General features: G+C 63.4%; 9 protein-coding genes. 3 read left to right on the top strand and 6 right to left on the bottom strand.

Annotated features, from left to right (window positions below):
- Positions 1–46: 46 nt before the first annotated feature.
- The 3 genes from KIO76_RS26840 to KIO76_RS26830 all read left to right on the top strand — a co-directional run bounded on the left by KIO76_RS26840 (position 47) and on the right by KIO76_RS26830 (position 5535).
- Positions 47–991, top strand: a complete 945-nt coding sequence (locus KIO76_RS26840) for a carbohydrate ABC transporter permease (RefSeq protein ID WP_213326625.1) — start codon at positions 47–49, stop codon at positions 989–991.
- Positions 984–1814 carry a carbohydrate ABC transporter permease gene (locus KIO76_RS26835; RefSeq protein WP_213326624.1) on the top strand — a complete coding sequence of 277 codons (831 nt, stop codon included), beginning with the start codon at positions 984–986 and terminating at the stop codon, positions 1812–1814. The genes KIO76_RS26840 and KIO76_RS26835 overlap by 8 nt, the downstream gene beginning before the upstream one ends.
- Before the next feature lie 379 nt (positions 1815–2193).
- Complete coding sequence (locus KIO76_RS26830; RefSeq protein ID WP_213326623.1) at positions 2194–5535, top strand: glycosyl hydrolase; 3342 nt, start codon at positions 2194–2196, stop codon at positions 5533–5535.
- A gap of 52 nt (positions 5536–5587) precedes the next feature.
- Here KIO76_RS26830 and KIO76_RS26825 read toward each other — a convergent pair whose 3' ends face one another.
- The 6 genes from KIO76_RS26825 to KIO76_RS26800 form a co-directional block, all read right to left on the bottom strand.
- Positions 5588–7666: a hydantoinase/oxoprolinase family protein gene (locus tag KIO76_RS26825; protein WP_213326622.1), complete on the bottom strand. Its 2079-nt coding sequence runs from the start codon at positions 7664–7666 to the stop codon at positions 5588–5590.
- A 357-nt stretch (positions 7667–8023) separates the two neighbouring features.
- A complete protein-coding gene (locus KIO76_RS26820) occupies positions 8024–8830 on the bottom strand; it encodes an alpha/beta fold hydrolase (protein WP_213326621.1) in 807 nt (268 codons plus the stop codon).
- Positions 8830–10695, bottom strand: a complete 1866-nt coding sequence (locus KIO76_RS26815; protein WP_213326620.1) for a hydantoinase B/oxoprolinase family protein — start codon at positions 10693–10695, stop codon at positions 8830–8832. Before KIO76_RS26815 ends, KIO76_RS26820 begins: the two co-directional genes overlap by 1 nt.
- A 9-nt stretch (positions 10696–10704) precedes the next feature.
- Positions 10705–11610 (bottom strand): ABC transporter permease, encoded by a 906-nt coding sequence (locus KIO76_RS26810; protein WP_213326619.1) that lies wholly within the window; start codon positions 11608–11610, stop codon positions 10705–10707.
- A complete protein-coding gene (locus tag KIO76_RS26805; RefSeq protein ID WP_213326618.1) occupies positions 11603–12520 on the bottom strand; it encodes an ABC transporter permease in 918 nt (305 codons plus the stop codon). Before KIO76_RS26805 ends, KIO76_RS26810 begins: the two co-directional genes overlap by 8 nt.
- Positions 12517–14073, bottom strand: coding sequence for an ABC transporter substrate-binding protein (locus KIO76_RS26800; RefSeq protein WP_213326617.1), 1557 nt, complete (start codon positions 14071–14073; stop codon positions 12517–12519). Before KIO76_RS26800 ends, KIO76_RS26805 begins: the two co-directional genes overlap by 4 nt.
- Positions 14074–14152 lie beyond the last annotated feature (79 nt).

The raw sequence follows: 14152 nt of genomic DNA, 5'->3' as shown, positions 1-14152 counted from the left end.
GAGGCGCCGTGACGTCGAACCTGTCTCATGAAAGGCGGCTAATCCCATGAGCAGCATCGCCGATACCGCTGATTTCTCAACGAAGACGCCAAGCATGCGAAGATGGAAATTCGGCGGTCTTTTCAATGCCGGATTGAGCTGGTGGTTCGTTATCCCCGCTCTTATGCTCTATTGCCTGATCATCGTTTATCCGATGCTGTCCGGCACAGGGTATGCATTCACCAATTGGAATGGCCTCACACCCGACTATAGCTACGTCGGCCTCGCCAATTTCCAGCGCATGTTTGGTGATCCACAGGCGCTATCCGCAATCAGCACCACGTTGATAATGGCCTTCGCCTTGGTCGTGGGCAAAATCATCGTTGGTCTTCTTCTGGCGCTTGCCCTCGACACTGAAATCAAAAGCCGCAACTTCCTGCGCATGATCTTCTTCATGCCGGTTGTCCTTACGCCGGTGATCATGTCGTTCTCGTGGAAATACATCTTCTCCACGACCGGAGCACTCAACCAGATCATCAAGCTGCTCGGCCCAGCTAGCTGGGCTCAACAATGGCTGGGCGAGCCCACGCTCGCTCTGTTCTCCGTCATTTTCGTCACCGGGTGGGGATCGGTCGGCCTCGCCATGGTCATTTTCCTCGCAGGCCTGCAAGGCGTCCCCAAGGAACTGATCGAGGCGGCCAAAATCGACGGCGCCTCAAGCGGGGCGCGGCTGCGCTACATCATCCTGCCGCTGCTTGCACCGGCCATGACGATCAACGTGGTGATTGGTCTCGTTCAAGGCCTGAAGTTCTTCGACCAGATCTATGTCTTGACTGGTGGGGGGCCGGGCTACGCGACCGAGACACTGTCTACCATCATCTACAAAACAAGCTTTCAATTTGGCGAATACGGATACGGGTCGGCAACAGCTCTTGTCTTCGCTCTTCTTGTAGCCGCCATCGTCTTTGCCGCCACACATGTCCTGAGACGCAGGGAGATCCCCAGTGGATGACCGCCGCTACACATTCGGGACCTTCGTTCTCGAAGTGGTGATGATCGCCCTTGCGGCTGTCTTCGCCTTTCCGATCTATATACTGGTGGTCCTCGCGTTCAAATCCCAGGCGGAATGGCGCGAGGCGCCGCTGTCGCCGCCGAGCGATCCCTATCTCGGGAACTTCCAGACGGCCTGGCACGACGCCTATCTCGCCGACGCGCTCATCTCCAGCATTACAGTCGTCGCCGGCAGCCTCGTGGTTCTTGTTGCCGTCGGGTCTCTAGCCGCCTATTTCGTGGCGCGATGCAAGCCGCGGCTCGGCTACGGGCTCTATCTCTTCTTCCTGACAGGTCTGATCCTGCCCTTCCAGCTCGCGCTCATCCCGCTCTACCAGCTGATGCGCGACATGGGTCTGCTCGGCTCGCCGCTGTCGCTCATCCTGTTCTATTCCGGCCTCCAGCTGCCCTTCACCATCTTCCTCTATGCCGGTTTCATCAGGACCATTCCGCGGACCTATGAGGAAGCCGCCCGCATCGACGGCGCGAGCGACCTCGTCGCCTTTGTTCACATCATCCTGCCGATGCTGCGACCCATCACCGGCACGGTGCTGATCCTTAACGGCGTCTTCATCTGGAACGACTTCATGACGCCGCTCCTCTATCTCAGCGGTTCGAGCTGGGCGACGGTGCCGGTCGCGATCTATGCCTTCGTCGACCAATACGTGACGCAATGGGGCATCGTCTTCGCCGCGCTTCTCATCGGCATCGCTCCGGTCATGCTCGCCTTCCTGTTCCTGCAGAAGAACATGATCAAAGGCTTCGCCAGCGGCATCAAAGGTTAGGTGATGTGGACAGTTGGTCACGTTCGCCTTGTGGGAGTGTCGCGGTCATTCCGGGGCTTCGCGTCAGCGAAGCGCCCGGAAACCATGAACACGGCGTCGGACAAGAAGATGCGTCGGACTACTGACACCCTGTGCGTCTGCCGTCGTGTTCATGGGTTCCGGGCTCGGGCCTCGCGGCCCGCCCCGGGATGACGGTGGAGGTTTCGGTGGCTTCACCGCGGCAACTGTCCACACGCCCAAGAGCATCAGATCGCGCCAATATTTCGTAAGAGTTCGCAAGACTTCGCTCGCAACGTCGAAACTCCGGGATGGCACGCGCTCCGCGGATCACGGCACAAGAACGTTCGCCGCCACGGACGATCAGGGGAAGGGAAAGGGTATGTCGGAAACCGCTCGCTCCACACGCAGCGAACTCGAGGCTGGCTTTCTTGCGCCGCCCAATGCCGCCAAACCCCGTGTCTGGTGGCACTGGATGAACGGCAACATCGCGAAAGAGGGCATCCGGCTCGATCTCGAATGGATGAACCGCGTCGGCATCGGCGGCTTCCAAATGTTCGACGCCGGCTGGAACACGCCGCAAGTTGTGCCCGAGCGCCTGACCTACATGACCGCGCCGTGGAAGGACGCGCTGAAATATGCGGTCGACCTCGGCCGCGAATTCGGCTTCGAGATGGCGATCGCCGGCTCGCCTGGCTGGAGCGAGACCGGCGGCCCGTGGGTCAGCCCCGACCAGGCCATGAAGAAGCTGGTCTGGACCGAGACCATCGTCCAGGGCGGAAGCGCAGCTGAAAGCCTGCCCCGCCCCCATGACGTGGCCGGCACCTTCCAGAACTTCCCCAATGCGGGCCATGTCGGCTCCCTCGGCGGCCAGGGACCGAAGCCGCTCGATCCGTTCTACCGCGACAGCCGCGTCATCGCCTTTCCCCTACCCGCCTGCGAGCGGAACGCCCTGCCCACGCCGACGGTCACCTCGAACGCCGGGGCAATCGACGCAGGCATCCTCTGCGACAACGATTATATCGGCGCCATAGACCTGCCGATCTTGCCCGGCGAGGCGCACGCCTCTATCCAGTTCGATTTCGGTTCGCCGCAGACCATCCGCTCGCTCAGCGTGGCGGTGGCTCCCGACAACTGGGCCAAGCCCAAGGTGCGGCGGCCGGCGCCGCCGCTCGGCACCATTGAGGCCAGCGACGACGGCGTCACTTTCCGACCCGTCGCCGAGGTGCCCGGCTATGAGCTGGGGCGCAGTTCCGCGCCGCAGCACACGCTCTCGATCACACCGACCACGGCGCGCTTCTTCCGCGTAACCTTCACCAATCCGCCCGAGGCGCTCGATTTCCGCGCCTCGCCCTTCCGCTTCAGCGAGCGGCCCAAGGCCCACCGCGTCAGCCAGCTCGTGCTGCGCAGCGGCGCGCGCATCAATCGCTTCGAGGAGAAGGCGGGCTTCGGCACCTTGAACGACTTCTACGCCTTTCCCAGCCATCCCGCCTCGCCGGATGCGATCGTGAAGTCGCCCGATGTTGTCGACCTGACGGACCGTTTCAATCCTGAGACGGGGACGCTCGACTGGACCGCGCCGGACGGGCAATGGGTCGTACTGCGCGTTGGCTATTCGCTTGTGGGCACCAAGAACCATCCGGCCTCGCCGGAGGCGACGGGCCTTGAAGTGGACAAGCTCAACCGGGCGCATGTGAAGGCCTATCTCGACACTTACCTTGCGCAATATGCCGATGCCTCTGGCGCGCCCCTGGGCAAGGGCGGCATCGCCGCCATGATCACCGACAGCTGGGAAGCCGGGACCCAGAACTGGACGGAGGACATGCCGGCGCTCTTCGCGGCGGAGCGCGGCTATCCGCTGCTGCCGTTTATGCCGGCGCTGTTCGGCTATGTGGTCGACGGCGTGGCGGAATCGGAGGGTTTCCTCTGGGATTTCCGCCGGGCCATCGGCGACCTCGTGGTCAAGAACCACTACGGCGAGATCGCCGACACCCTCCACGCCCACGGCATGCTGCATTATTGCGAATCCATGGAGCGGGAGCGCCCGACCATCGGCGACGGCATGGCCTTCAAGGAGCGCTCCGACGTGCCGATGGGCGCCTTCTGGGTGCGGCGCGAGCACGGCGAGGACATCCCGAACTACGGCGTCGACCTGCAGGAAACGGCCTCGGTCGCGCATCTCTACGGCCAGAACCTCGTCGCGGCCGAGGCGATGACCACCAACGGCGATCTCAGCGGCTGGAGCGACAGTCCGCGCTCGCTGAAGCCCGTAGCGGACGAGATGATGGCGCTCGGCGTCAACCGCTTCGTCATCCACACTTCCGTCCACCAGCCGCTGGCGGAGGCCGCCCCCGGCCTGACGCTCGGGCCCTATGGCCAGCATTTCAACCGCAACGACACCTGGGCGGAGCCCGCGGGCGGGGCCTGGGTCAGCTATCTCACGCGCTGTTCACATCTCCTGCAGGCGGGCCGCTTCGTGGCCGACGTCGCCTACTTCTACGGGCAAGAGGCGCCCATCACCGGGCTCTACGCCCATGACAAGTTCACGGATATTCCCGAAGGCTATGCCTTCGATTTCGTGAACGACAACGCCCTGCTCGATCTCTTCTCCGTCGAGGACGGCAGGCTCGCGACACCGAGCGGCATGCGCTACCACGTGCTCTATCTCGGCGGCAACAGCGTGGCGCTGACCCTGCCGGTCCTCAGGAAGCTGAAGGCGCTCATCACCGCGGGCGCCACGGTCATCGGCGAGCGCCCACGCTTCACCCCGAGCCAAGCCGATAACCGCGAGGCCTTCGCCGCGCTCGTCAGCGAGTTGTGGGGTGATCACGAGACACGGGGATTGCGCGGCATCGGCCGCGGACGTCTCTACCAGGGGCGCCGGCTTGCACAGGCCCTGACAGCGCTCGGCTTGCACGCCGATTTCGACTACACGCGCGCCGACCCGGCGCACAAGCTCATGTTTGTGCACCGGCAAACGCCCGATCTCGACATCTATTTCGTCAATAGCCGCGTAGCGACCGATGCGGCCTTCGACCTCAGTTTCAGGGTCAATCGCGGCTCAGCCGAAATCTGGCATCCCGAAACCGGACGCATCACACCGGTCGACGCCCGCACTGAAGGCGACCGCACGGTCGTTCCGCTCACCTTGCGGCCAAGGGAGACCGTCTTCGTGGTGCTGAGCAATGGCGGCGCCCGCACGGCCCCGGCCTCCGCGCCGACGCTGCGGACGCTGTTCGAGCTCGCGGGCGAATGGAACCTGCGCTTCCAGCCGAAGCGCGGCGCGCCTGCGGAGGCGACATTCGCGCATCTCGAAGCCTGGAATGAAAGCACGGACGCCGGCATCCGCCATTTCTCCGGCACCGCGACCTATGCCAAGCGCTTCGCCCTGCCGCAAGGCGCCCGGCAGACCGGCGAGCGGCTGATCCTCGATCTCGGCAGCGTGCGCGAGATCGCCGCCGTCCGCCTCAACGGCAAGCCGGTCGGCCTGCGCTGGGCCGAGCCCTACGAGGTCGATATCACCGACCATGTCCGCGACGGCGACAATGATCTCGAGGTCGATGTCACCAATCTCTGGGTCAATAGGATGATCGGCGACGAAATCGTCAAGGAGACGGGCGAAACCGTCAGCTTCACGGTCTTCCCCGTATATCGGAAGGATTCGCCGCTCCTGCCCTCGGGCCTCCTCGGCCCGGTGCGCATAAGAGCCCTGTCTTCCCGCTGACAGCAACGAGGGCAGCGCCCGCGGAGGATCTCCGCGGGCTGCCGGCCAGGTATCATCCGGTGCTGCGTTCCGTGATGATCAGGTTGCCATGGAGATCCATGCGGCAGACCTGCCCGGGCAGGAGGAAGGTGGTCGCGTCCATCTGCTCAACGATGGCCGGACCGGCGATGACGCCGCCGATCGGCAACAGGCTGCGATCATAGACGTCGCAGCTCAGCCATTCGCCGGCATGGTAGACCTTCTGGCTGCCGGAGCGCGCATCCTCAACGCTTGCGCCGGCCTCGACCGGCGCCGCCTGCGGCTTCGCGAGCCGGCCGGTCGCGTTGACACGCACCCCCGTGAGCTCGACCGGCGCATCCTTCTGGTCGAAGGTGTAGAGACGCCTGTGCAGCGCGTGGAAAGCGTCGATCGCCCAGGCGAGCGCGTCCTGCGAGACCGCTTCCCCCTGCCACGGCACATCGAGCTCATAGCCCTGGTTCTCATAACGAAAACTCACGAAACGGCTGATCTCCTGCCCGTCGGGCGCGATCCCCTCCGCATCGAGCCAGTTGCGTGCGCGCTCCCCCAACTCCCGGAACAACTGGTCGAGACGCGAGAGATCGTCATAGGGCGGACGCAGCAGCAACGTGCGGCTGAAATCGCTTTTGAGATCGGCGATCAGCAGGCCCTTGCTCGACAAGACGCCGCAGCCGAGCCCCACGATGGTGGACTTCATCCCAAGCAGGCGCGCGATGAAGCCGCCATGCAGCGGGCCGGCACCACCAAACGGCACCAGCGCGAAATCCTTGGGGTCATAGCCGCGCTCCACCGACACCACGCGGATCGCGCCGATCATGTTGTTGTTCGCCACGTCGATGATGCCGCGAGCGGTATCGTGGAGGCTCGTGCCGAGCGCCTGCGCCACCCTTTCGACCGCGCGCGAGGCCGCATCGATATCGAGCGACATGGCGCCGTGCAGAAGCCGCTCCGGCAGATGCCCCAGGACGAGGTGCGCGTCCGTCACGGTCGGTTCGGTGCCGCCGCGCCCATAACAGGCGGGGCCGGGTTGCGCGCCCGCGCTGGCGGGACCGACGGCGAGCCCGCCATCCGACACCCGCGCGATGGAACCGCCGCCCGCGCCGATGGTGTGAATGGCGATCATCGGCAGATGCACCGGCCACTGGCCGACAGTGCCCTCTGACGTAATGGCGGGCCGCTCGCCCTCGATGAGGCAGATATCCGCCGATGTTCCACCGATATCGAGCGTGATGAGCCTGCTCTCGCCGGCAAGGTTACCGATGTGCTGGGCGCCGATGACCCCGGCAGCAGGCCCGGACAGCGCCGTCTGGATCGGCTCGTGCCGGATGGTGTCGACACCGGTGACGCCGCCGTTCGACTTCACCAGCAGGAGACGCGCCGTGTCGATGCCTTCGTCGCGGAGCCTCGCCTCCAGACGTCCGACATAATCCGAGATGAGCGGCATCACATAGGCGTTGAGCGCCGTCGTCATGCTGCGCTCGAACTCGCGGAAAGTCGGCAAGACTTCACTCGAGAGCGAGATCTGCGCGTCTGGAATTTCCTCGATGAGGATATCGCGCGTGCGCTCTTCATGCGCACCGCTGGCATAGGCATGCAGGTAGCAGACCGCGATGGAGCGGATGTCCTTCGCGCGGATCTTCCGCGCCGCAGCCCGGATCTCGCCTTCGGCGAGCGGCTCAATCTCCACGCCATTGAAATCGATGCGGCCAGCAACTTCGAAGATGCGCTGTGGCGGGATGGGTCGTGTCGGCTTCACCCATGAGAACATGTTGGCGGAGCGGGGAATGTCGTGCCGTCCGATCTCCAGCACATGCTTGAAGCCGCGCGTGGTGATGAGCGCGCAATCAGCACCACGCATCTCAAGGATCGCATTCGTGGCAACCGTCGTTCCGTGGAAGACATGGCTCACGTCGCTGGCCGGAGCGCCGGCAAGGGCGAGCACTTTCTTCACACCCTCGATGAAGCCGCGCGATGGGTCATCGGGCGTCGAGGGCACTTTGGCCTTCCATTCCCTACCATCCGCCCTATCCACCAGCGAGACATCGGTGAAAGTGCCGCCGGTATCGATGCCGAGCGAGAGTGTCCGGCGGGTTCGTTCTTGATGGAGGGACATGGGCGACCTATGGGAATGACCTATGGCAAATCATGTTCGTCCTGAGAAGCAGAGCGAACCGCTCCCCAGGGGCTGCTATTGCGAGACGATGGCGCTCCGGCCGTGGGATCGTGTACCTACGGAGGGGGTTAAAGCGATTTCCGATCAATGTGAAACGCCTGATCCACCGACGTCATCCCCGGCCTTGTGCCGGGGATCCCGGTCGGAAATGCGCGACACCTCACCGATCGGGATGGCCAAGGAACTCGGCTGTTGCCGAGTTCCGCATTGGACAAGCTGGTCGGGCTAGCCCGACTTCAGGGACGGGCCCGGCCATGACGGCGGAGTTCGAGCGCTTCAATGAACCCGGAAATCGCCCTAGTCGCCGTGTTTCTCAAACCACTCGAGCACAAGCTTGATGTATTCATCATGGCACTCGCCGGTATAACCGTGCGCCGCTCCCTCGAAGATCTTGAGAACGGAGTTTGGAATAGCCGCATGCACCGCGCGCGCGTAACGCGGACCGGAGAACAGGTCCTCGATACCACCTGACGTGATGAGCGTCGGGCATTTGATCTGGCAGGCTGTCTCCCGCACATCGAAGGCGAGCATCGCATCGACGATCCGGTCATAGGCCTTGGGCGCTGGGAAGGTATTCTCCCCGGCACGGCCGCGGAAGGCCTTCTCCGGGATCTCCGGTCGCGTGTTATAAGTATTCGGCGTGTAAGACCAGAGCGTGACTTCCTCCGCCCATAATTCCGGATCGAGCGCGCGCAGGCGCTTCCAGACCCGGGCGAGGGAGGCGCTGAAATGGTCGGACTTCAGCACGGCGGAGCCGAGCTCGAGCGCCGTGATGCGGTCAGGATGACGGATGGCGAGCGCCATGGCCACGCGGGCGCCCATGCCGCCGCCGCCGATCATGCGCGTGCGCTCGATCTTCAGATGGTCGAGCAGGCCCGCAAGATCATCTGCCATCTGTTCAAGTGTCAGCGGCCCTTCTGGCGCATCGGTGCGCCCCATGCACCGATGATCATGCCGAATACACATGTATTTCTGCGAAAGAATCGGATGGCTGCTTCCGAAATTGCGCCCCGCCAGCGACCATCCGCTGCTCATCAACAGCGGCGGGCCCTCGCCGGCAATTTCATAGTACATCTCGATATCGGATACTTTGGCCTTCGGCATCAGGCGGTTTCCTTGAGTTTGCAGGTAGGTTCCCTGAGTTTGAAGGAGGCTTCATACCAGCCGTCCTCGTCGTAATAGCCGTTGCGGTGGACAAGCTTCGTCGGCCAGCGCCGCTCGCGGCGCAGCGCCTCTGTAGCTGCGAGATCGACCGCTTCAGCGTCCAGATCGATCACAACCCCGTAGTCGTCGCGGGCACTGTCGACGCTCACGAATTCACCCAGCACGTCACGCAGGACAAGCTCGACCGGCCGATCGAAGGGATGGCCGACCCCGCCGCCGCCGGGCGTCTCGATGCGCAGGATATCGCCGCGCTCCATGGGCACCCCCTCCGCGAGATAGGGGAGCTCCCGCTCGCGCGGCGTGCCGGGGTTCATGGTGAAGCGCCCGGCGCGGCCGGACATGCCGCCGTTGATCCCGAAGGGTGGATGGATGCAGTTCGTCAGGCGCAGCATCAGCGTCGCGCTGTCGCCGAGGAGCTCCACCTCGCGCACGATGCCGCAGCCGCCACGCCACCGCCCGGGCCCGCCGGAATCCCGATGGATCCCATAGCGGCGGACGCGTATCGGATAGTTCATCTCGGCGAATTCCACCGGGAAATTGCGCTGCGCGATGTAATAGACGGCATCGATGCCATCGGCATAGGGCCGTGCGCCCTGCCCGACACCGAAGCCCATCGTCTTTAGATAGCTCTTGCCCGTTTCCTCGCGGATGCCGGAAATCTTGCCGAGCGAATAGGCCGAGCTCGACGCATGCCCTTTCGCGGGATCGGCAACGCCGACGAGGCCGTAGCAGGTGGTATGCACCCGGCGCGACGTCGTCGCGCGCTGACCAAGCGGCGCCGGATACTTGGGTTGCAGAATACTGCCCGGCCGCAGCTTCAATTCATCGATATTGCGTAACAATCCCTCGTTGGGCAGCAGGTCCGGGCTTTCCGCCGTCATGAACAGGCCGAAGACCATGCTCGGAATGACGCTGCTCATCAGGAAATTGACCGGCCCGCGCGTCTGGTCGTCGCTCGCGGTCGCGTCGAGCACAAGCCGCTCGCCGTCCGACTCCATCGTCATGCGCACGGCGAGCGGACCCGAGCCCATGCCGTCGTCGTCGACCACATCGGCAAACCGGTAGCGTCCGGGCGGAAACGCCGCGTGCATGCGCTGACGCACCGTCCTCTCGGTGCTGGCGATCAGGCTGCCGAAGGCAGCATAGGCCCGCTCAACGCCGAAGCGGTCGAGAATTTCACGCAGCCGCCGCTCGCCGAGCTGGACGGCGGCGATCATCGAGCGGACGTCGCCGCGCACGATCTCCGGAAAGCGCGAGTTGCGCACAAACATGCGGAAAATGTCGTCGTTGATGACACCATCCTGACAGAGCCGGACAATGGGGACGATGACCCCTTCCTGGAAGATGTTCTCCGTGTCCGGCGTCGTCGAGCTCGAGTGAGACCCGCCGATATCGATGAAATGCGCCCAGGCAAAGACGAAGCCTTCAACCACGTCATCGATGAAAACCGGCGTGACGAAGACCATGTCGGGCGAATGCGACACAGCCCCATTGGTGCCGTAGCAATCATTGTAGAGAAAGATATCGCCCGGCCGCATAGCGGAGATCGGATACTGCGTTAACACCGGCGGAACGATACGACCACCGGAGGGCATCTTGGTGCCGATGAGAAGATTGAGGTCGCGGTCTACGAGCCCCGTGAAGTAATCCTGCTTCTCACGGATGACGGGCGACATCGCGGTGCGCTCGAGCAACGAACCCATCTCGAGCTGTGCCGACCGCAGCGCGCCGCGCACGATTTCAACGGTGATCGGGTCCAGGGCCGGCTTCTCAGCCAGCGATAGGGCGGTGCCCGGATTATGCATGATGTCCTCTCAGTCCCGGCTCAGATCCGGCCCGGCCCATTCCCTTAGCGTCTCGCCGAGGATGTTGATGCTGAGCACGGTGAACATGATGGCGAGCCCCGGGAAGGTCGCGCCCCACCACGCCTGGTCCAGCACGCTGCGACCGGCCGAGAGCATCGACCCCCAGGATATTTGATCAGGCGGCAGGCCGAGCCCCAGAAAGCTCAATGCGGCCTCATAGATGATCATCTGCGGCACCGCGAAGGCCGCGACGACGATCAGCGGCGTCAAAGCATTCGGCAAGATATGCCGCAGCAGGATGCGCAGCCGCCCGGCGCCAATACAGCGCGCCGCCTGCACGAATTCACTCTCGGCATGGCGCATCGCCTCCGCCCGGGCGACGCGGGCATAGATCGGCCATTTGGCGATGATCAGCACGATCACGACGTTCCAGAGGCCGGGGCCGAGGATGTACATGATCATGATCGCGAGCAGGATGAAGGGAAACGCCAGCTGCACATCGACAAGGCGCATGATCACTTCATCGGTCCAGCCGCGCGCGTAGCCGGCTATCAAACCGATCAGCGTCCCCAGCACGCCCGCGCCCAGCACCGAGGAAATGGCAACAATGAGCGAGACACGCGTGCCGTAGATCACGCCGCTGAGAATGTCGCGGCCGAGCACATCGGTCCCGAACACATGCGCCGGAAGCCCGTCCTCGCCTGTGAGTGACGGCGGCATGAGGTTTGCCATGATATCGGCGCTCATGGGATCGAACGGCGCGATGAAGGGCGCCGTCAGGGCGCAGAAGGCAATGACGGCGAGGAACACGCCGCTGAGGATCGCGGCCGGCCGGATCCGCCGGAACAAGCGCGACCGACGGTGGACGGGCGCCGCCTCGATCTTCACGGGCAGGCTATCGGCCAGCTCAGGCATAGCGCACCTTCGGATTGACCGCAGCATAGGCGAGGTCCGCGGCGAGGCTCGTCAACACCACGACCATGGCGACCACGAAGGCACCGGCCTGCATGACCGGGAAGTCGCGACGCTCAATCGCCTGGATCATCAGCCGCCCCATGCCGGGCCAGGCGAAGATGGTCTCCGTGACGACGGCGCCACCCATCAAAAGGGCGAAATCGACCGCCAGCACCGTGATCAACGAGATGGCGATGTTGCCCAGGCAATGACGCAAGAGGATCTGTCGGGTCGGGAGACCCTTGCTGCGCGCGGTGCGGATATAATCCTGGCTGAGCACGTCGAGCAGTTCCGAGCGGATCAGGCGTGTCAGCCTCGCCAGCGGGAAAAGACCAAGCGCGATCATCGGCAGGACGAGATAGCGGGGCTCGCCGAAGCCGGCGGGCGGCAGCAGCTTCCAGTGCGTCGAGACGACGAGGATCAGCATCAGGGCGAGCCAGAAGTTCGGCATGGACTGGCCGAAGAGCGTGAGGCCCATGATGCCGCGATCCAGAAGGCTCCCCCGATAGATAGCACTCAGCGCGCCGAAGATGCTTCCAAGTACCAGCGCAAAGCCGAGAGCGCTCGCGGTCAAGAGCAAGGTCGCCGGCAGCGCCTCCAGCACGAGGCCGAGAGCCGGCTGCGATTGCCAGATCGACAGCCCGAAGTCACCCTCCAGCGCCGAGCTCAGGAACCGCCAGTATTGCGCGACGATGGGGTCGTCGAGGTGCCACACCGCTCGCAACTGCGCGACGTCGGCATCGGTCATGCCTGGCTGGATCATGAGTGCCACGGGGTCGCCGACGAGGCGGGAGAGGATGAAGATCACCGTCACCACCCCGACGATCACCACGAGCGCGCTGACCAAGCGGCGCAGTATGAACCAGGTCATTTCGAAGCCGGTTGCATGTCTTGAACGATGATCTGGTCGTCGGAACGCGCTTTCCACGCGATTTTATTGTTCACCGCCCAGATGGACAGGGGTTCGTACAGGAAGAGCCACGGGATATCCGCCCGAACCTGCGCGGATATCTTCTGGAGCTCAGCATCACGCTTCTCGGGATCGAACTCGCGGCGCGAGGACTCGTACCAACCGTCCACTTCCGGACTGACGTAGTGCGACCAGTTCCAATTGCCCTTGGAATGCGTCAGCGACCGGATTGTCGTCTCCGATCCTGGCCCGCCCTGGTAAAAATAGACAAAGATGTCGCCGACGTCTTTCTGGTTGGCCTTGAAATCATAGAGCTTCGCCGAATATTGCGAGGCCTCGTCTATCTGGATCTTGACCGTGAAGCCGACTTTCTGAAGATCAGAGGCAATGACTTGCGTGAGTTCAGACGAGAGCGGCACAGGCCCCTGCGGCGCATGCAGGATGATCGACCTATCTTGGAGGTTGGCTTCATCCAGGAGCTTCTTGGCGCGCTCCGGATCGTAGGGCATCGCCTCGATCTTGCTGTCGAAACAGCCCATCGACGATGCGCAAAGCTGCCCCATGGGCTTTCCGAAGCCGCGCAGGAGGCGATTGACGATCGCCTGTCGGTTGACAGCGAGATTGACGGCTTCCCGCACCCGCTTATCGCGGAAGATCGGGCGGTCGTAGACGAGACCGCCCCAGATCGGGCGATTGCCCGACTCGGTTGCCTCGATGCGTGCGACCGTGGAGTTCTTGAAGCGTGGCGTTTCCAACGGCGCGATATTGGCCGCGATCGATGCCTCGCCATTGAGAGCGGCAGCGGCCCGCGCCGACGCATCAGGGACCACCCAGAAGGTCAGTTTGTCCGCCTTCGGCGCGCCCCCCCAGTAATCGGCATTACCCTCGAGAACAACGCGATCGCCTCGACGCCAGCTCACGAATTTATAGGCTCCCGTTCCCACAGGCTTCAACGCGAAAGCCTGTGGGCCGACTTCCTCATAATACTTGGGTGGTATCGCTGATACGCGATCAGCAACAGTTTCCAGGAGATAGGAGACCGGACCATCCGTGATGAAATCTACCGTGAAATCATCAACGACACGCGCTTCCTTGATGAGCGTGAGGGAGCCCCTCGCCTGCGACTCAGGTCGCTTCGCCTGCTCCAGCCAAAAACGGACGGCGTCAGCGGTGAACGTTTCGCCATTGTGGAACTTGACGTCCCTGCGCAGATGAAACCGCCACGTTTGCTCGTCGATCCGCTCCCATTTCTCCGCCAGGGCCGGGGCGAGCTTTCCCGACTTGTCGAGCGTGATCAGCGGATCGTAGAGGTTGCGAAAGACCCAACGGTGCCAGCCCGTCACATTCTGCGACCCATCCAGCGTCGTCAGATCCAAATGCGTGGCGATCGTCACATCGCCAAGCGGAGCCGCCCAGACAGGTGCGGCCGCGAAAATCGTAGCGGCCGCGGCTAGCGGCGCGACATGCGCAAGAGCTTTGGCGACAAGACGGGTCTGCGTGAGAGACGCTCTCATAAGCTCCATCCCCTCGGTTGGATTTTCTTGTTCAGCACCTAGACACTAGTTATGTCATATAGACAAGTCAACAAGTAGA

This window comes from Chelatococcus sp. YT9 (assembly GCF_018398315.1).
In the GTDB taxonomy this organism is placed as follows: domain Bacteria; phylum Pseudomonadota; class Alphaproteobacteria; order Rhizobiales; family Beijerinckiaceae; genus Chelatococcus.
This window is presented reverse-complemented; position numbering and strand designations above follow the sequence as displayed.